The sequence below is a fragment of the Pseudoxanthomonas mexicana genome (assembly GCF_046736355.1).
Lineage (GTDB): Bacteria > Pseudomonadota > Gammaproteobacteria > Xanthomonadales > Xanthomonadaceae > Pseudoxanthomonas_A > Pseudoxanthomonas_A mexicana_B.
The window spans coordinates 1974437-1992186 of sequence record NZ_CP157201.1 but is presented as its reverse complement, the minus strand read 5'-3'; the positions used below and the strand labels follow the sequence as shown (position 1 = coordinate 1992186).

Here is a 17750-nt window from a genome sequence, read left to right as displayed (position 1 = left end):
CCCCGCCCATGCCTAAATTCTTCATCGAGCACCCGGTCTTCGCCTGGGTGGTGGCCATCCTGATCTCGCTGTCGGGCGTGATCTCGATCCTCAACCTGGGCGTCGAGTCGTATCCCAACATCGCCCCGCCGCAGGTCACCGTTGGCGCCAGCTATCCCGGCGCCAGCGCCGACACCACCGAGCGCGCGGTCACCCAGATCATCGAGCAGCAGCTCACCGGCATCGACAACCTGCTCTACTTCAACTCCTCGTCCAGCTCCAGCGGACGCGCCAGCATCACCCTGACCTTCGAGTCGGGCACCGACCCGGACATCGCCCAGGTGCAGGTGCAGAACAAGGTCTCGCTGGCCACGCCGCGGCTGCCCACCGAGGTCGTGCAGCAGGGCGTGGTGGTGGCCAAGGCCAACGCCGGCTTCCTGATGGTGGTGGGCCTGCAGTCGGAGAACCCGGCCGTCGACCGCGACGCGCTCAACGACATCGTCGGCTCGCGCGTGCTCGACCAGATCTCGCGCATCCCCGGCGTCGGCAGCACCCAGCACTTCGGTTCCGAGTACGCCATGAACATCTGGCTCAACCCGGACCAGTTGCGCGGCTACAACCTGTCGGCCAGCCAGGTGCTGGCCGCCATCCGCGGGCAGAACGTGCAGTTCGCCGCCGGCGCGGTCGGCTCGGACCCGGCGCCGGAAGGCCAGGGCTTCACCGCCACGGTGTCGGCCGAAGGCCGCTTCAGCACGCCCGAGCAGTTCGAGAACATCATCCTGCGCGCCAACCGCGACGGCACCACGGTGCGGCTGAAGGACGTGGGTCGGGTCGCGTTCGGGCCGGCCTCCTACGGCTTCGACACCCGCTACAACGGCAAGCCGACCGGCGCCTTCGCCATCCAGCTGCTGCCCGGCGCCAACGCGCTCAACGTGGCCGGCGCGGTGCGCGCCAAGATGGACGAACTGCAGCCCAGCTTCCCGCAGGGCGTGACCTGGTTCTCGCCCTACGACAGCACCACCTTCGTGCGCATCTCCATCGAGGAGGTGGTCAAGACGCTGGCCGAGGCGCTGGTGCTGGTGTTCCTGGTGATGCTGCTGTTCCTGCAGAACTTCCGCGCCACCGTCATCACTACGCTGGTGATCCCGGTCGCCCTGCTCGGCACCTTCCTGGGCATGAGCATCATCGGCTTCACCATCAACCAGCTCACCCTGTTCGCGATGGTGCTGGCGATCGGCATCGTGGTCGACGACGCGATCGTGGTCATCGAGAACGTCGAGCGCATCATGAGCGAGGAAGGCCTGCCGCCGAAGGAGGCCACCCGCAAGGCGATGGACCAGATCACCGGCGCGGTCATCGCGATCACGGTGGTGCTGGCGGCGGTGTTCATCCCCAGCGCGTTGCAGGGCGGCGCGGCCGGCGAGATCTACAAGCAGTTCGCGCTGACCATCGCCATCTCGATGGGCTTCTCGGCGTTCCTGGCGCTGGGCTTCACCCCGGCGCTGTGCGCCAGCTTCCTGAAGAGCACGCACGGCGAGCGGCCGAACATCGTCTTCCGGGTCTTCAACAAGTACTACGACAAGGTGAGCCGCAGCTACGTCGGCCACATCGGTAGCGCGATCAAGCATACGCCGCGCTGGATGATGGTGTTCGCCGTGCTGGTGGTGCTGTGCGGATTCCTGTTCACCCGCCTGCCCGGCAGCTTCATCCCCGAGGAGGACCAGGGCTACGCGCTGGCCATCGTGCAGTTGCCGCCCGGCTCCAGCAAGGCGCGCACCAACGAGGTATTCGGGCAGATGCGCGGCATCCTCGAGCAGCAGGACGCCTACGAGGGCATGATGCAGGTGGCCGGCTTCAGCTTCGTCGGCCAGGGCGAGAACGTCGGCATGGCCTTCATCCGGCTCAAGCCCTGGGACGAGCGCGACGTCAACGTCACCGACTTCATCAACCAGATGAACGGCGCCTTCTTCGGCATCAAGGAGGCCGGCATCTTCGTGGTCAACCTGCCGACGGTGAACGGCCTGGGCCAGTTCGGCGGCTTCGACATGTGGCTGCAGGACCGCAGCGGCGCCGGCCAGGAAGCGCTGACGCAGGCCCGCAACCAGTTGCTGGGCAAGGCCGCCGAGAGGCAGGACCTGCTGACCGGCGTGCGCCCCAACACGCTGGAGAACGCGCCGCAGCTGCAACTGCACGTGGACCGCGTGCAGGCGCAGTCGATGGGCATGTCGGTCAACGACATCTACAGCTCGATCCAGTTGATGCTGGCGCCGGTGTACGTCAACGACTTCTTCTACCAAGGCCGCATCAAGCGGGTGACGATGCAGGCCGATGCGCCGTACCGCACCGGGCCCGAGTCGCTGGGCCGCTTCTTCACCCCCAGCAACGCCGCCACCGACGCCGACGGCACGCCGGCGATGATCCCCCTGGACAGCGTGGTCACGCCGGAATGGATCACCAGCGCACCGGCGCTGAGCCGCTACAACGGCTACTCGGCGGTCAACATCGTCGGCGCGCCGATCCCCGGCCGCAGCTCGGGCGAGGCGATGCAGGCGATGGAGGACATCGTCAACAACGACCTGCCGCAGGGCTTCGGCTTCGACTGGAGCGGCATGTCCTACCAGGAAATCCTGGCCGGCAACGCCGCCACCCTGCTGCTGGTGCTGTCGATCCTGGTGGTGTTCCTGTGCCTGGCGGCGCTGTACGAGAGCTGGTCCATCCCGGTGGCGGTGCTGCTGGTGGTCCCGCTGGGCGTGCTGGGCGCGATCATCTTCACCTGGATGCGCGGGCTGCCGAACGACATCTACTTCAAGATCGGCCTTATCACCGTGATCGGCCTGGCCGCCAAGAACGCGATCCTGATCATCGAGTTCGCGGTCGAGCAGCGCCGCGAGGGCAAGACCCTGCGCGATGCGGTGGTCGAGGCGGCGCGCCTGCGCTTCCGCCCGATCCTGATGACCTCGTTCGCCTTCATCATGGGCGTGTTCCCGCTGGCCATCTCCAGCGGCGCCGGCGCCAATTCGCGCCATGCCATCGGCACCGGCGTGATCGGCGGCATGCTGTTCGCCACGCTGCTGGGCCTGCTGCTGATCCCGGTGTTCTTCGTGGCGGTGCGCAGGCTGCTCGGCGACAGGATGGACGAGCCGTCGAAGGAGTACCTGGAGATGCACGACAAGGCTTCGATACGCTGAGGCCTGTGTTGCAGGCAAAAGAAACCCCGGCACAGGCCGGGGTTTCTGTTTGCCCCTTCTCCCCCGCAAGCGGGGAAGAGGGAAATTACAAGATCAGCGCAGCCCGGTCTCGTTGCGGGCGATGACCAGCCGCTGGATTTCCGAGGTGCCTTCGTAGATCTCGGTGATCTTGGCATCGCGGAAGTAGCGCTCCAGCGGCATTTCCTTGGAGTAGCCCATGCCGCCGTGGATCTGCACGGCCTGGTGGGTGATCCACATCGCCGCCTCCGAGGCGGTCAGCTTGGCGATCGCCGCCTCGTTGCTGAAGCGCTGATCCTGGCCCTTGACCCATGCCGCGCGCAGGGTCAGCAGCAGCGCCGCGTCCAGCTTGCACTTCATGTCGGCGATCTTGGCCTGGGTCATCTGGAAGGTGCCGATCGGCGCGCCGAACGCCTTGCGCTCCTTCACGTAGGCAATCGTCGCCTCGTAGGCGGCGCGGGCGATGCCGATGGCCTGCGAGGCGATGCCGATGCGGCCGGCGTCGAGCACGCCCATCGCGATCTTGAAGCCCTCGCCTTCCTTGCCCAGCACGTCCTCGGGCCCGACCACGTAGTCGGTGAACTCGATCTCGCAGGTCGCCGAGGCGCGGATGCCCAGCTTGGGCTCGGTCTTGCCGCGGTGGAAACCGGCCTTCCCGGTGTCGATCATGAAGGCGGTGATGCCCTTGGCGCCCTTGTCCGGCTCGCTCATCGCGAACAGCACGATGTAGCGGGCGACCGGGCCGGAGGTGATCCAGCTCTTCTTGCCGTTGACAACGAAACCGCCGTCGGCCTGCTTGACCGCGCGGCAGCGCATCGCGGTGGCGTCGGAGCCGGACTGCGGCTCGGTCAGCGCGAAGGCGCCGATCTCGCGGCCTTCGGCGATGGCGCGCACGTACTTCTGCTTCTGCGCCTCGCTGCCGAACTTCAGGATGCCGTTGCAGAACAGCGAGTTGTTGACCGACACGATGGTGGAATGGGCGGCGTCGGCGGCGGCGATCTCGACCATCGCCAGCACGTAGGCGATCGGATCCATGCCGGCGCCGCCGTACTCGGTCGGCACCTCGATGCCCATCAGGCCGTTCTCGCCGAGCAGGCGGATGTTATCCAGCGGGAACTCGCCGCTCCTGTCGTGGTGCTCGGCGCTGGGCGCGATCTTCTCCTGCGCGATCCGGCGCGCCACGTCCTGGATCATCAGCTGCTCTTCGGTGAATGCGAAATCCACGGCTACCCCTCACATACCAATTGAAACCGCCATTGTAGCGGCAGCCCCGTACGCGCACGCATGCCGCTTGACCCCCGGCGCCGGCGGACGCTAATATCTCTATATCGCGATAGGAAGATATTTATGGATCTGGAGGACTGGTCGTCCCGCCTGAAGGTCTTCGCCGACGCCACCCGCGTGCGCCTGCTGGCGCTGCTGGAGCAGGAGGAACTGACCGTGGCCGAGCTGTCGGCCATCACCCGGCTGGCGCAGCCGCGCGTGTCCACCCACCTGGCCAGGCTCAAGGAGGCCGGGCTGGTGCGCGATCGCCGCGCCGGCGTGTCGGCCTACTACCGCTTCGACGAGGCCAAGCTGGACGCCGCCCAGCGGGCATTGTGGCACGCGCTCAGCAGCGGCAGCGACGACCCGCTGCTGCGCCAGGACGCCGAGCGCGTGCCGTCGGTGCTGGCCATGCGTGCGGCCGACCAGAACTGGGCCGACTCGGTGGCCGGCGACATGGAGCGCCACTACTCGCCCGGCCGCACCTGGGAGGCGCTGGCGCGCACCGCCCTGCCGCTGCTGGAAACCGGCGACGTGCTCGACATCGCCTCCGGCGACGGCGTGCTGGCCGAACTGCTGGCCCCGCACGCGCGCCGGTACGTCTGCATCGACACCAGCGCGCGCGTGGTCGCCGCGGCCAGCGAACGCCTGCGCCGGTTGGAGAACGTCGAGGTGCGCGAGGGCGACATGCACGCGCTGCCGTTCAAGGACGGCAGCTTCGACCTCGTGGTGCTGATGCACGCGCTCACCTATTCCGGCAAGCCCGCACAGGCGGTGGCCGAGGCCGCGCGGGTGCTGCGCAAGGGCGGCCGCCTGCTGCTGAGCAGCCTGGCCCGGCACGAGCACCGCGTCGCGGTGGAGGCCTTCGGCCACGTCAACCTGGGCTTCACCGCCAAGGAACTGCGCCGCTTCGTCGAGAAGCCCGGCCTGCACGTGGCCAGCCTGGAAACCGTCACCCGTGAGAAGCGCCCGCCGCACTTCGAGGTGATCTCGCTGATTGCGGTGAAGCAGGGGGCAGAGGCCAGGGACCAGGAGCCAGGGCGAGCAGAAGCCAATCCCCGGCGGAAGGCGCAACCATGACGTCCCCCCTGGCCCCCGCCCCCCGGCCCCCGGCCCCATATCGCTTGCCCTGGCTCAATCCCGCGCGCGCCGAGAAGCTGCTGAAGGCGCTGTCCGAGCGCATCCTCGTCATCGACGGCGCGATGGGCACGATGATCCAGCGCCACCGGCTGGAGGAGACCGACTACCGCGGCGAGCGTTTCGCCGACGGCTACGACCACAGCCATCACCCGGCGCACGACGACCACGGCCCGCACTGCGGCCATGATCTGAAGGGCAACAACGACCTGCTGCTGCTGACCCGGCCGGAGATCATCGCCGGCATCCACCGCGACTACCTGGAAGCCGGTGCCGACCTGATCGAGACCAACACCTTCAACGCCACCTCGATCAGCCAGGCCGACTACCACCTCGAGCATCTGGTCTACGAACTCAACAAGGCCGGTGCACAGGTGGCGCGGCAGGCCTGCGACGAGATCGAGGCGCGCACGCCGGATCGTCCCCGCTTCGTCATCGGCGTGCTCGGCCCGACCAGCCGCACCGCCTCGATCAGCCCGGACGTCAACGACCCCGGTTTCCGCAATACCGATTTCGACGAACTGCGCGTCACCTACCGCGAGGCCATCGACGGCCTGATCGACGGCGGCGCCGACACGCTGATGGTCGAGACCATCTTCGACACGCTCAACGCCAAGGCCGCGCTGTATGCCATCGAGGAAGCCTTCGACGCGCGCGGCGCGCGGCTGCCGGTGATGATCTCCGGCACCATCACCGACGCCTCCGGCCGCACGCTCTCAGGGCAGACCGCCGAGGCGTTCTACACCTCGGTGGCGCACGGCCGGCCGCTGTCCGTCGGCCTGAACTGCGCGCTCGGCGCCGGCGACCTGCGCCCGCACGTGGAAACGCTGGCGACAGTGGCCGACTGCCATGTCAGCGCGCACCCCAATGCAGGCTTGCCGAACGCGTTCGGCGAGTACGACGAGACGCCGGAGGAGATGGCCGCGACGCTGAAGGAGTTCGCGCAATCCGGCTTGCTCAACCTGGTCGGCGGATGCTGCGGCACGACGCCCGAGCACATCCGTGCGATTGCCGAGGCGGTGGCGGGTATTGCGCCGCGCAGGCTCCCGCAGGCGCTGGAGCGGGCGGCATGACTCGATTGAGATCGTCTGCTCCATCCCTTCTCCCGCTTGCGGGACAAGGTGGCGCGAAGCGCCGGATGAGGACAAGCCACGCTCTCGATCTGACCGGCCATCCCGCGCGCGTCCTGCCCCCATCCGCCCTTCGGGCACCTGCCCGGCCCGGCGCAGCGTGCCGGGCGTTCGGCCGGCCTGCGCGGCAATGCCGCGCAAACAGGCCGTCCTCACCCCCCGCAAGCGGGGGAAGGGAACACTTTTGCATCGCATGAATCCCTTGCACCGCCCTACCCGCCTGTCCGGGCTGGAACCGCTGGTCGTCACGCCGGACCTGCTGTTCGTCAACGTCGGCGAGCGCACCAACGTCACCGGCAGCGCGCAGTTCCGCAAGCTGATCAAGGAGGAGCGCTACGAGGAGGCGGTGGAGGTCGCGCGCCAGCAGGTCGCCAACGGCGCGCAGATCCTCGACGTCAACATGGACGAGGGCCTGATCGACTCGGCCAGGGCGATGACGCGCTTCCTCAACCTGATCATGTCCGAGCCGGACATCGCCCGCATCCCGGTGATGGTGGACTCGTCCAAGTGGGAGGTGATCGAGGCCGGGCTGAAGTGCCTGCAGGGCAAGGGCGTGGTCAACTCGATCTCGCTGAAGGAAGGCCAGGACGCCTTCGTCGAGCAGGCGCGCAAGGTGCTGCGCTACGGCGCGGCCGCGGTGGTGATGGCGTTCGACGAGCAGGGCCAGGCCGACACCTGCGCGCGCAAGGTCGAGATCTGCACGCGCGCCTATCGCATCCTGACCGAGGAGGTGGGCTTCCCGCCGCAGGACATCATCTTCGATCCCAACATCTTCGCCGTGGCCACCGGCATCGAGGAGCACGACAACTACGCGGTCGACTTCATCGAGGCCACCCGGATCATCAAGGCCACCCTGCCCCACTGCCACGTGTCCGGCGGCGTGTCGAACGTGTCGTTCTCGTTCCGCGGCAACGAGCCGGTGCGCGCGGCGATCCATTCGGTGTTCCTGTACCACGCGATCGCCGCCGGCATGGACATGGGCATCGTCAACGCCGGCGCGCTGCCGATCTATGACGACCTGGATCCGGAACTGCGCGAACGGGTCGAGGACGTGATCCTCAACCGCCGCCGCGACGCCACCGAGCGGCTGCTGGAGATCGCCGAGCGATACAAGGGCAGGAAGGGCGAAAGCAAGAGCGAGGACCTGGCCTGGCGCGGCCGGCCGGTGCGCGAGCGGCTGGCGCATGCGCTGGTCCACGGCATCGACGCCTGGGTGGACGAGGACACCGAGGAGGCCCGCCAGCAGGCCGCACGGCCGCTGGACGTGATCGAAGGCCCGCTGATGGACGGCATGAACGTGGTCGGCGACCTGTTTGGCGCCGGCAAGATGTTCCTGCCGCAGGTAGTGAAGTCGGCGCGGGTGATGAAGAAGGCGGTGGCCTACCTGCTGCCGTTCATCGAGGCGGAGAAGCTGCGCACCGGCGACGTCGGCAAGTCCAACGGCAAGATCGTCATGGCCACGGTCAAGGGCGACGTGCACGACATCGGCAAGAACATCGTCGGCGTGGTACTGGCCTGCAACAACTTCGAGGTGGTGGACCTGGGGGTGATGGTGCCGGCGCAGAAGATCCTGGACATCGCCCGCGCCGAGAACGCCGACCTGATCGGCCTGTCCGGGCTGATCACCCCGTCGCTGGAGGAAATGAGCCACGTCGCGCGCGAGATGCAGCGCCAGGGCTTCTCCACCCCGCTGCTGATCGGCGGGGCCACCACTTCGCGCGCGCACACCGCGCTGAAGATCGATCCGCACTACGACGCGCCCACGGTGTGGGTGAAGGACGCCTCGCGCGCGGTCGGCGTGGCGCAGTCGCTGATCTCGCGCGACCTGCGCGAGAAGTTCGTCGCCGCCAACGACGCCGACTACGCCGAGATCCGCACCCGCCACCGCAACCGTGGCGACGCCAAGCGGCTGGTGTCGCTGGAGAAGGCGCGCGGGCAGAAGTTCGACGGCGGCTGGGACGCCTACGTGCCGCCGGCGCCGCGCCAACCCGGCCTGCACGTGTTCGACGACTACCCGCTGGAGGAATTGCTCGACTACCTCGACTGGACCCCGTTCTTCAGCGCCTGGGAACTGGCCGGCAGGTTCCCGGCCATCCTCACCGACGAGGTGGTCGGCGCGCAGGCCAGCGAGCTGTACCGCGACGCGCGGGCGATGCTGGAGAAGATCATCGCGGAGAAATGGCTGACGGCGAAGGCGGTGTTCGGGATATGGCCGGCGAACAGTGTCGGTGACGATGTGGTGCTCCTGACGGAGCCCCGGGAATGGGGAATGGGGAATGGGGAATGGGAAAGCGATGCTCCTGTTCCCTCCCATTCCCGATTCTCCATTCCCCATTCCCTGCATTTTCTACGCCAACAAGTCGACAAGCCCGCCGACCGCCCCGACTTCTGCCTGGCCGACTTCATCGCGCCGAAGGATTCGGGCGTGCAAGACTGGATCGGTGCGTTCGCGGTCACCGCCGGCATCGGCATCGACGCGCACGTGGCGCGGTTCGAGGCCGACCACGACGACTACAACGCGATCCTGCTCAAGTCGCTGGCCGACCGGCTGGCCGAGGCGCTGGCCGAGCGCCTGCACCAGCGCGTGCGCATCGAATTCTGGGGCTACGACGCCGGCGAGTCGCTCGACAACGAGGCGCTGATAGCCGAGCGATACCGCGGCATCCGCCCCGCGCCTGGCTACCCGGCCTGCCCCGAGCACAGCGAGAAGGCCACGCTGTTCCGGCTGCTGGACGCGACCGCCAACGCCGGCATGTCGTTGACCGAAAGCTTCGCGATGCTGCCGACCGCGGCGGTGTCCGGCTACTACTTCAGCCATCCGAAGAGCCAGTACTTCGTGGTCGGGCGGGTGTCGAAGGAACAGGTCGCCGACTACGCGCGGCGCAAGGGCGCGACGCTGGCGCAGGCGGAAAGGTGGCTGGCGTCCAACCTGGACTACGATCCCGAGTAGCCGCGGCTTCCCGGCCGCCACCCGATGGCGGCCGGACACGATGCGGCAACTGCGCGCCCCCGCCCTCTGGCATCCTTGCCTTCCTGCGCCCCCGCCGCGACGCGATCCGGCCCGGCGCCGCCCTTCCCCGACGCCCGCCGATGCACGCCTCCCCCGCCCCCCGGTCCGCTGCCGCAATCCCGCTCGCGCGCCTGTCCGGCTTCTACTTCGCCTACTACGCCGCGCTGGGCGCGTTCACCCCGTACTGGAGCCTGTACTTGCAGTCGCGCGGCATGGACGTGGCCGCCATCAGCGTGCTGATGAGCCTGTGGTACGCCACCCGCATCGTCGCGCCCAGCACCTGGACCACCGCCGCGGCCCATTCGCGCAACCCGATCCGCTGGCTGTGGCTGGGCTGCGCGCTGACGGTGGTCAGTTTCCTGGCCTTCCTGCTGCCGCTGCGCTTTGCCGGCCTGTTCGCGGCGATGTGCGCCTTCTGCTTCTTCTACAACGCGGTGATGCCGCAGTTCGAGGCGATCACGATGTCGCACCTGGGCGATCGCAGCGATCGCTACGGGCATGTGCGCGTGTGGGGATCGATCGGCTTCATCGCGGTGGTGGCGCTGTACGGCGTGCTGATCGATCGCCTCGGGGTCGCCACCCTGCCCTGGCTGATGCTGCCGCTGCTGCTGGCGATGCTGCTGTCCTCGTTCGGCAACCGCTACGCGCACCTGCCCGAAGCCGCCGCCGATGCGCAGCCGGATGCGTTCCGCGACCGCATCCGCCATCCGCAGGCCATCGCGTTCTTCGCCGCGGCGTTCCTGGCGCAGGTGTCGTTCGGCCCGTACTACACGTTCTTCTCGATCTACCTGGACGAGCACGGCTATTCGGCGTCGCGGCTGGGATTGTTCTGGACGGTCGGGGTGCTGGCCGAGATCGCGGTGTTCTTCCTGTCCGCGCGCATCTTCCGCCGCTGGGACGCCGGCCGGGTGCTGGTGCTGGCCCTGCTCAGCGCCGCGCTGCGCTGGCTCGCCACCGCGCTGTGGCCGGACAGCATGCCGGTGATGCTGCTGGCGCAGCTGACCCATGCGCTGAACTTCGGCGCGTTCTTCGCCGCGGCGATGCAGCTGCTGGTGCGGTTCTTCCCGGGCCGCATGAACGGCCACGGGCAGGGCGTGTTCTACGGGCTGTCGTCGGGCGTGGGCGGCGTGGCCGGCGCGCTGCTCGCCGGCCAGCTCTGGCGCTTCGGCGGCGAGGCCGCGTTCATGGCCTCCAGCGTATTCGCCCTGCTGGCCGCGGCGATCGCCTGGCACTGGCTGGTGCGCGCCGGCGCGCATCGCGGCTGAGCTACTTCCTCCTCCCTTCTCCCGCTTGCGGGAGAAGAGCCTGCCCCGTACTCGATACGGGGTGGCCCGAAGGGCCGGATGAGGGTACGGCGAAGATCAGTTCGCCGAGCTCGCCCTCACCCCAACCCCTCTCCCGCACGCGGGAGAGGGGCTTTCAGGCCGATTGCGCCAGGGTCGGGACGGTTCGGTCCCCGGCAGGCATGCTTGCCGCGATCACCAGATCAGATCGTCGGGCACCTGGTATTTCGGATCCGAATACGGATCCTGTTCGGCCGGCGCGTCCGGATCGATCCTCAGCGCGATCGCCGCCGGGAAGATCGCCTCGGCCTGCGCCAGCAGCGCCGCCGTCACCAGCAGGTAGCGGCCGTTCTGCTGCACCACGCCCAGTTCGCCGGCGTTGAGCGCCTTGAGCTGCGCCTCGGTCACGTAGATGCGCTTGATCTTGCCGCCGTAGGGGAAGTGGCGGGCGATCTCGGCGTCGGCCGCGTTCAGCGCGGCGTCCTTGAGCAGTTCGTCCAGCCTGGCCTTGGCCTCGCGGCGCTGGCGCGCCTGTTCCTGCTTCAGCCGCTCGGCCTCGATGCGTTCTTCCTTCTCGCGCTGGCTGCGGATCGCGTAGGCCTTGGCGAGATCGATGTCCTGCTGCGAGCGGCCACCCTTGCCAGGTGGCTTGCCGCCCCTGGCCTGCTGCGCATGCGGCCGCTTGCCCTCGGGCTTGCGCGGGCCTTGCCGGTCGGCGTCGCGCCTGCCGGTTTCCGGCTTGCGTTCGGGTTTCGGGGCGGGCTTGAAGCCCAGTCCCAGCAGTTGGTCGCGCAGGGTGTCGCTCATGGCGGTATTGCGATGGAAAAGGAAAGGAAGTCCGGTCCGCGCAAGCGTACCGCCATGCCCGGAGAAGCGGAGTGTCAGTAATGCGGCGGCGGCGGCTCGTCGGCCGGATCTGCGTAGAGTTCGGTGCGCACCTTGCGCAGGTCGGAAAGCATGTGGCGCAGCAACTCGGCGTTGCGGCCGCCCTCGATGCGCGCGTCGGCCAGCGCCTGGCTCAATTCGGCCAGCGCGTGCTCCTGGAACGCCAGCCGCGTCTCCAGTTCGATCAGGCGCCGCTCCAGCGCGCTGCCGCCCGTCGCAGGATCATGCTGCATGCAGTGAACGCCCCCTGCCGATGCCGTAGTAAGCCAGTCCGGCGGCTTCCACCTCGGCCGGTTCGTAGAGGTTGCGGCCGTCGAACATGACCCTTTCCTTCAGTGCGGCGCGCAGCTGCCCGAAATCGGGACTGCGGAACTGCTTCCATTCGGTCACCACCACCAGCGCATCGGCGCCTTCCAGCGCTTCGTCGGCGCTGTCGCACAGCACCAGGTCCTCGCGCGCGCCGAAAATGCGGGCTGCCTCGGCACCCGCTTCCGGATCGAAGGCGCGCACGCGCGCGCCAGCCTCCCACAGCTGCGCCAGCAGGCGCCGGCTGGAGGCCTCGCGCATGTCGCCGGTGCCGGGCTTGAACGCCAGTCCCCACACGGCGAAGGTACGCCCGCGCACGCCCTCGTCCTCGCCGGGATCGAAATGGCGCTGGATCAGCTCGAACAGGTGGCCCTTCTGCGCGTCGTTGACCGCCTCCACCGCATGCAGCAGGCGCGCGGGATAGCCGTGCTGGAGGGCGGTGCGCTCCAGCGCCCGCATGTCCTTCGGGAAGCACGATCCACCATAGCCTGCACCGGGATAGATGAAGTGCCAGCCGATGCGCGGATCCGAGCCGATGCCCTGGCGGACCTGCTCGACGTCGGCGCCGACGCGCTCGGCGATGTTGGCGATCTCGTTCATCAGGCTGATCTTGGTGGCCAGCATCGCGTTGGCCGCGTACTTGGTCAGCTCGGCCGAGCGCACGTCCATCACCACGATGCGTTCGTGGTTGCGGTTGAACGGCGCGTACAGCCGGCGCAGCCTGTCGACCGCGGCCGGGCTGTCGGAACCGATGACGATGCGATCCGGACGCATGCAGTCGCCGACCGCATCGCCCTCCTTCAGGAATTCCGGGTTGGAGACCACGTCGAAGCCGATCTCCACGCCGCGCGCCTGCAACTGCGCGGCGATCGCCTCGCGCACCCGCTCGGCGGTGCCGACCGGCACGGTCGACTTGCCGACCACCACGACCGGGCGCTCGATGTGCCGGCCGATGGTGCGCGCCACCGCCAGCACGTCCTGCAGGTCGGCGCCGCCGTCCTGGTCAGGCGGGGTGCCGACCGCGATGAAGATCACCTCGGCCTGGGCGATGGCCACCGCCGCGTCGGTGCCGAAGCACAGCCGGCCGGCGGCATGGTTGGCCTTGAGCATCGGTTCCAGGCCGGGCTCGCGGATGGGGACGACCCCACGTTCGAGGCCCTCGATCCTGGCCGCATCGATATCCACGCAGGTCACCGCGTGGCCGACCTCGGCCAGGCAGGCACCGGTGACCAGTCCCACGTAGCCGGTGCCGAATATCGCAACCTTCATCGTGCCGTTGCCTTCGCCCGCGGCGGTGGCCGCATTACTGCAGGATGCCCATCAGCTCGACGTCGAAGGTCAGCGTGGCGTCGGGGCCGATCACGCCGCCCGGCGCGCCGCTGGCGCCGTAACCCAGATCCGAGGGGATCCAGAAGCGGTACTTGGCGCCGACCGGCATCAGCGAGACGCCCTCGGTCCAGCCCGGGATGACCTGGTTGAGCGCGAACTCGGCCGGCTGGCCGCGATCGTAGGAACTGTCGAACTTGGTGCCGTCCAGCAGCGTGCCGACGTAGTTGACGCGGACGCGGCTGGTCGCGTGCGGGCGCGCGCCGTTGCCTTCGCGCAGCACCATGTACTGCAGGCCGGAAGGCGTGGTGACCACGCCCTTCTGGGCCTTGTTCTGCGCCAGGAAACGCGCGCCTTCCTCGCGGTTGCGGGTGGCGGCCTGGCTCTGGCGGCGGACCAGGAACGCCTGCATCTCGGCCTGCGCCTGCTCGGTGGTCAGCAGCGGCGTGCCGCTCTTGCCCAGCTTGGTGCGCACCGCCTGCATCAGCACCGCCAGGTCGATGTCGTCCTTCATCGGCGCCAGCGCCTGGCCGACCACGTAGCCGCCCAGCATCAGGCCGACCCTGGCCTTGTCCACCGCCGGCGGCGCGCTGCCCGGCGGCTGGCCGGGGATCGGCTGGCCCTGCGCGGCGGCCAGGTTCAGGCGCAGCGACTGGTCGGTCTGGCGCGCCTCGTCCTCGCTCAGCAGCGGCTTGCCGCCGTCGAAGGCGTTCTTCAGCGCCTTCTCGAACGCCGCCAGATCGATGTAGGGGCCGATCGGCTCGAAGGAATTGGACACGTCCACACCGACCGCGTAGCTGACCTTGTCGCGCTCGCTGGCGAGTGCGGTTTTTTCCTGTGCTGACACATTGCCTCCCAGCATCGACATGGTGACCAAAATCCAGGCGGCAACGCCGCGAACCGACCGCTTCATCCAGGACTCCTCGAATGCGCGCCGTGAACGCCACGGCGCCAAACCGCTATTGTGGCATAGCGCCGTGCGGCCAACAGCGCCGCGGTGACTCAGGGCGCCTTGTCCAGTTCAGCCTCGATCGCGGCGATCAGTTGCGGATCCTCCGGCGCGACCTTGCTCGGGAAGCCGGCCACCACGCGCCCGTCGCGGGCAATCAGGTACTTGTGGAAATTCCAGCCCGGGGCCACGCCGGTGGCCTGCGCGAGCGCGCGGTACAGCGGGGTGGCGCCGGCGCCGGTGACCTGCACCTTCTCGAACATCGGGAACTTCACCCCGTAGGTCAGCGTGCAGAACGCCTGGATTTCCTCCTCGCTGCCCGGCTCCTGTCCCTTGAAGTCGTTGGACGGGAAGCCCAGCACCGAGAAGCCGCGCGCGGCATAGCGCCGCTGCAGCGCCTCCAGCCCCTCGTACTGCGGGGTGTAGCCGCACTTGCTGGCGGTGTTGACGATCAGCAGCACCTTGCCGCCGTAGGCCTCGTTCAGGTTGACCGTGCCCTTGCCGGCCAGCGGGCGGTAGGCCACGTCCAGCAGATCCCCGGCCCCGGCATTGCCGGTGACCGCCAGAAGGCCCAGCAAAGCCATTGTTTTCAGGCACTTGGACTTCATGGCACGGCGCTCGGTGGGGTCGGCGGGCAAGTATGCCTTCAGTTGGGTGGCAAAAGCGTTGCGGAGGTGTTGACCGCCCGTGTCTTGGTGTTATAGTTACATACAACACCACTCACCCAGTTAGCCGGGGGGAACCATGAAAGACAAGCGCACCTACCTCATGATCGCGGCCGTCGCCGGCGTCATGCTGCTGGGCCTGGGGCTGCTGGCCGGGCCGGGCGCGCCATCGCCTCTGGCGGCCACGCCGCTGCCGCTGCCGCTGCTCGACGCCGGCGAGGCGGTCGCCGAGCAGGAGGCCGCGCCGCCGCGCCGCCGCGCCCGCGCCTCGCTGTCGATGCCGTACTTCTCCTTCGCGCAGTCGCTGCGCCCGAGGGGCTGAGCCATGACCTCCATCCAATGGAGCGACGGCGCTCCCATCTACCGCCAGCTCAAGGATCGCGTCATCGCGATGATGCTGGACGGCATCCTCAAGCCCGGCGACGCGCTGCCCTCGGTGCGCCAGGTCGCCGCCGAATACCAGCTCAACCCCATCACCGTCTCGCGCGCCTACCAGGAACTGGCCGACGAGGCGCTGGTGGAGAAGCGCCGCGGCCTGGGCATGTTCGTCACCGAGGAGGCGGCGAAGAAGCTGCGCGGCAGCGAGCGCGAGCGCTTCCTGCGCGAGGAGTGGCCGCCGGTCGCCGAACGCATCGAGCGGCTGGGCCTTTCACTGGAAGATTTGCTGCACTCCAAGGGGAAACAATGATGAACGTCGCAGTCGCCAATCCCGTGGTCTCCGCGCACGGGCTGCGCAAGGCCTACAAGAAGAAGCTCGCACTGGACGGCGCCAGCTTCGAGATCGCGCCGGGCCGCATCGTCGGCCTGATCGGTCCCAACGGCGCCGGCAAGACCACCGCGCTGAAGGCCATCCTCGGCCTGACCCGGTTCGAGGGCGATCTGAAAGTGCTCGGGCTGGATCCCTGCACCCAGCGCGACCGGCTGATGAACGAGGTCTGCTTCATCGCCGACGTGGCGGTGCTGCCGCGCTGGCTGCGCGTGCGCGAGGCCATCGACTTCGTCGCCGGCGTGCACCCGCGCTTCGATCGCGCCAAGTGCGAGCGCTTCATCGCCAACACCCAGCTGCGCCCGGGGATGCGCGTGCGCGAGATGTCTAAGGGCATGATCGTGCAGTTGCACCTGGCGCTGGTGATGGCCATCGACGCGCGCCTGCTGGTGCTCGACGAGCCGACCCTGGGCCTGGACATCCTCTACCGCAAGCAGTTCTACCAGCGCCTGCTGGAGGACTACTTCGACGAGGAGAAGACCATCATCGTCACCACCCACCAGGTCGAGGAGATCGAGCACATCCTGACCGACGTGATGTTCATCCGCGACGGCAGGATCGTCCTGCACGCGCCGATGGACGAGGTCGGCGAGCGCTACACCGAGGTGCTGGTCAACGCAGACCGCGCCGACGAGGCGCGCGCGCTGCAGCCCATCGACGAGCGCGCCCTGCCCTTCGGCAAGACCGTGCTGCTGTTCGACGGCGCGCCGCGCGAGCGGCTGGCCCAGCTGGGCGAGACCCGCGTGCCCGGCCTGGCCGATCTGTTCGTCGCCATCATGAAAGGAACCTACGCATGAACGCCGTCGCCACTCCCCGCGCCTCCGCACCGGTTCCGCACCCCACCCACCGGCTGCGCCTGCTGCTGCGCCGCGAGTTCTGGGAGCACAAGGGCGGGTTCTTCTGGGCGCCGCTGGTGACCGGCGGCATCTTCCTGCTGCTGAGCGTCATGGGCATCGTCGTCGGCCTGGTGGCCGCGCGGAAGATTCCCAACGATGCGCGCGTCAACCTCGAAAGCGGCTCCTTCCAGATCAACGGACTGGATCTTTCGCTGCTGACCTCGCAGCTGAGCGCCGAGAACCTGCGCGAACTCGGCGAGGCACTGGACGTCAGCCTGTTCATGGCCTCCACCTGGCCGATGATCGTGCTGGCCTTCGTCGTGTTTTTCTACTGCCTGGGCAGCCTGTACGACGAGCGCAAGGACCGCAGCGTGCTGTTCTGGAGGTCGCTGCCGGTGTCCGACGCCGAGACCACGCTGTCCAAGGTGCTCAGCGCCACCCTGGTGGCGCCGCTGCTGGCGATACTGGCGGGCGTGGTATCGATGTTCGGCTTCCTGATTGTCATCAGCCTGGTGGTGCTGTTCCACGGCGGCAATCCGCTGACCCTGCTGTGGGGACCGGCCAGCCCGCTGCGGGTCTCCGGTCAGTTGCTGGCGGCCATCCCGGTCTACGCCATCTGGGCGCTGCCGGCGGTGGGCTGGCTGATGCTGTGCTCGGCCTGGGCGCGCAGCAAGCCGTTCCTGTGGGCGCTGATGATCCCGCTGTTCGCCGGCATCTTCGTCAGCTGGTTCGACCTGATGCAGTTCTTCGACCAGGGCAGCGGCTGGTTCTGGAAGCACGTGGTCGCGCGCCTGCTGCTGAGCGTGGTCCCCGGCAGCGACATCTTCTACCGGGGCGCGGACTTCGCGCTGCTGAGCGGCGCGCAGAGCATCCACCAGCTGATTTCGCTGAAGGTGACCTACGGCGCGCTGGCGCGGCCGGAGACCTGGATCGGCGCAGTCGCCGGCGTGGCGATGATCCTCGGCGCGATCCGCCTGCGCCGCTGGCGCGACGACGGCTGACGCGCCAC

15 protein-coding genes are annotated in these 17750 nt (G+C 68.5%); 9 read left to right on the top strand and 6 right to left on the bottom strand.

Annotation, left to right across the window (positions count from 1 at the left end):
* The first annotated feature begins 8 nt into the window (after nucleotides 1–8).
* Nucleotides 9–3167 carry a multidrug efflux RND transporter permease subunit gene (locus tag AAG688_RS09120; RefSeq protein WP_411831946.1) on the top strand — a complete coding sequence of 1053 codons (3159 nt, stop codon included), beginning with the start codon at nucleotides 9–11 and terminating at the stop codon, nucleotides 3165–3167.
* A gap of 93 nt (nucleotides 3168–3260) precedes the next feature.
* Here the strand turns inward: AAG688_RS09120 and AAG688_RS09115 are convergent, their stop codons facing one another.
* Nucleotides 3261–4409, bottom strand: a complete 1149-nt coding sequence (locus AAG688_RS09115) for an acyl-CoA dehydrogenase family protein (protein WP_411831945.1) — start codon at nucleotides 4407–4409, stop codon at nucleotides 3261–3263.
* Nucleotides 4410–4532: 123 nt separating this feature from the next.
* Here AAG688_RS09115 and AAG688_RS09110 point away from each other — a divergent pair, with 123 nt between their 5' ends.
* The 4 genes from AAG688_RS09110 (at nucleotide 4533) to AAG688_RS09095 (ending at nucleotide 10990) form a co-directional block, all read left to right on the top strand.
* Nucleotides 4533–5528, top strand: coding sequence for an ArsR/SmtB family transcription factor (locus tag AAG688_RS09110; protein ID WP_411831944.1), 996 nt, complete (start codon nucleotides 4533–4535; stop codon nucleotides 5526–5528).
* Nucleotides 5525–6658, top strand: a complete 1134-nt coding sequence (locus AAG688_RS09105; protein WP_411831943.1) for a homocysteine S-methyltransferase family protein — start codon at nucleotides 5525–5527, stop codon at nucleotides 6656–6658. The genes AAG688_RS09110 and AAG688_RS09105 overlap by 4 nt, the downstream gene beginning before the upstream one ends.
* Nucleotides 6659–6908: 250 nt before the next feature.
* Entirely contained in the window at nucleotides 6909–9665 is a 2757-nt protein-coding gene (metH, locus tag AAG688_RS09100) for a methionine synthase (RefSeq protein ID WP_411831942.1), read from the top strand.
* Nucleotides 9666–9805: 140 nt separating this feature from the next.
* Nucleotides 9806–10990 carry an MFS transporter gene (locus tag AAG688_RS09095; protein ID WP_411831941.1) on the top strand — a complete coding sequence of 395 codons (1185 nt, stop codon included), beginning with the start codon at nucleotides 9806–9808 and terminating at the stop codon, nucleotides 10988–10990.
* A 213-nt stretch (nucleotides 10991–11203) separates the two neighbouring features.
* On the opposite strand, the gene AAG688_RS09090 is transcribed toward AAG688_RS09095, so the two are convergent.
* The 5 genes from AAG688_RS09090 to AAG688_RS09070 all read right to left on the bottom strand — a co-directional run bounded on the left by AAG688_RS09090 (nucleotide 11204) and on the right by AAG688_RS09070 (nucleotide 15058).
* Nucleotides 11204–11815, bottom strand: coding sequence for a DUF2058 domain-containing protein (locus AAG688_RS09090; RefSeq protein WP_411831940.1), 612 nt, complete (start codon nucleotides 11813–11815; stop codon nucleotides 11204–11206).
* 74 nt (nucleotides 11816–11889) lie between these two features.
* Nucleotides 11890–12126: a SlyX family protein gene (locus AAG688_RS09085; RefSeq protein WP_411831939.1), complete on the bottom strand. Its 237-nt coding sequence runs from the start codon at nucleotides 12124–12126 to the stop codon at nucleotides 11890–11892.
* Nucleotides 12116–13468: a UDP-glucose dehydrogenase family protein gene (locus AAG688_RS09080; RefSeq protein ID WP_411831938.1), complete on the bottom strand. Its 1353-nt coding sequence runs from the start codon at nucleotides 13466–13468 to the stop codon at nucleotides 12116–12118. The genes AAG688_RS09085 and AAG688_RS09080 overlap by 11 nt, the downstream gene beginning before the upstream one ends.
* A gap of 34 nt (nucleotides 13469–13502) precedes the next feature.
* Nucleotides 13503–14438: an FKBP-type peptidyl-prolyl cis-trans isomerase N-terminal domain-containing protein gene (locus AAG688_RS09075; RefSeq protein WP_411831937.1), complete on the bottom strand. Its 936-nt coding sequence runs from the start codon at nucleotides 14436–14438 to the stop codon at nucleotides 13503–13505.
* 89 nt (nucleotides 14439–14527) lie between these two features.
* Nucleotides 14528–15058 (bottom strand): glutathione peroxidase, encoded by a 531-nt coding sequence (locus tag AAG688_RS09070; protein WP_411831936.1) that lies wholly within the window; start codon nucleotides 15056–15058, stop codon nucleotides 14528–14530.
* 160 nt (nucleotides 15059–15218) lie between these two features.
* On the opposite strand from AAG688_RS09070, the gene AAG688_RS09065 reads away from it, so the two are divergent.
* Genes AAG688_RS09065 through AAG688_RS09050 form a run of 4 tightly spaced genes read left to right on the top strand, consistent with a single transcriptional unit; the run spans nucleotide 15219 to nucleotide 17742 of the window.
* Nucleotides 15219–15461, top strand: coding sequence for a hypothetical protein (locus tag AAG688_RS09065; protein WP_411831935.1), 243 nt, complete (start codon nucleotides 15219–15221; stop codon nucleotides 15459–15461).
* Nucleotides 15462–15464: 3 nt separating this feature from the next.
* Entirely contained in the window at nucleotides 15465–15827 is a 363-nt protein-coding gene (locus tag AAG688_RS09060; RefSeq protein WP_411831934.1) for a GntR family transcriptional regulator, read from the top strand.
* Nucleotides 15827–16702 carry an ABC transporter ATP-binding protein gene (locus tag AAG688_RS09055; RefSeq protein WP_411831933.1) on the top strand — a complete coding sequence of 292 codons (876 nt, stop codon included), beginning with the start codon at nucleotides 15827–15829 and terminating at the stop codon, nucleotides 16700–16702. The genes AAG688_RS09060 and AAG688_RS09055 overlap by 1 nt, the downstream gene beginning before the upstream one ends.
* On the top strand, nucleotides 16699–17742 hold the full coding sequence (locus AAG688_RS09050; protein ID WP_411831932.1) for a hypothetical protein: 1044 nt from the start codon (nucleotides 16699–16701) through the stop codon (nucleotides 17740–17742). Before AAG688_RS09055 ends, AAG688_RS09050 begins: the two co-directional genes overlap by 4 nt.
* Nucleotides 17743–17750: the final 8 nt, after the last annotated feature.

What these genes read in the sequence shown, in the direction of transcription:
- AAG688_RS09120 (WP_411831946.1), top strand. Translation starts at nt 9, where the DNA reads ATGCCTAAATTCTTCATCGAGCACCCGGTCTTCGCCTGGGTGGTGGCC.
- AAG688_RS09110 (WP_411831944.1), top strand. Translation starts at nt 4,533, where the DNA reads ATGGATCTGGAGGACTGGTCGTCCCGCCTGAAGGTCTTCGCCGACGCC.
- AAG688_RS09105 (WP_411831943.1), top strand. Translation starts at nt 5,525, where the DNA reads ATGACGTCCCCCCTGGCCCCCGCCCCCCGGCCCCCGGCCCCATATCGC.
- metH (WP_411831942.1), top strand. Translation starts at nt 6,909, where the DNA reads ATGAATCCCTTGCACCGCCCTACCCGCCTGTCCGGGCTGGAACCGCTG.
- AAG688_RS09095 (WP_411831941.1), top strand. Translation starts at nt 9,806, where the DNA reads ATGCACGCCTCCCCCGCCCCCCGGTCCGCTGCCGCAATCCCGCTCGCG.
- AAG688_RS09090 (WP_411831940.1), bottom strand. Translation starts at nt 11,815, where the DNA reads ATGAGCGACACCCTGCGCGACCAACTGCTGGGACTGGGCTTCAAGCCC.
- AAG688_RS09085 (WP_411831939.1), bottom strand. Translation starts at nt 12,126, where the DNA reads ATGCAGCATGATCCTGCGACGGGCGGCAGCGCGCTGGAGCGGCGCCTG.
- AAG688_RS09080 (WP_411831938.1), bottom strand. Translation starts at nt 13,468, where the DNA reads ATGAAGGTTGCGATATTCGGCACCGGCTACGTGGGACTGGTCACCGGT.
- AAG688_RS09075 (WP_411831937.1), bottom strand. Translation starts at nt 14,438, where the DNA reads ATGAAGCGGTCGGTTCGCGGCGTTGCCGCCTGGATTTTGGTCACCATG.
- AAG688_RS09070 (WP_411831936.1), bottom strand. Translation starts at nt 15,058, where the DNA reads ATGGCTTTGCTGGGCCTTCTGGCGGTCACCGGCAATGCCGGGGCCGGG.
- AAG688_RS09065 (WP_411831935.1), top strand. Translation starts at nt 15,219, where the DNA reads ATGAAAGACAAGCGCACCTACCTCATGATCGCGGCCGTCGCCGGCGTC.
- AAG688_RS09060 (WP_411831934.1), top strand. Translation starts at nt 15,465, where the DNA reads ATGACCTCCATCCAATGGAGCGACGGCGCTCCCATCTACCGCCAGCTC.
- AAG688_RS09055 (WP_411831933.1), top strand. Translation starts at nt 15,827, where the DNA reads ATGAACGTCGCAGTCGCCAATCCCGTGGTCTCCGCGCACGGGCTGCGC.
- AAG688_RS09050 (WP_411831932.1), top strand. Translation starts at nt 16,699, where the DNA reads ATGAACGCCGTCGCCACTCCCCGCGCCTCCGCACCGGTTCCGCACCCC.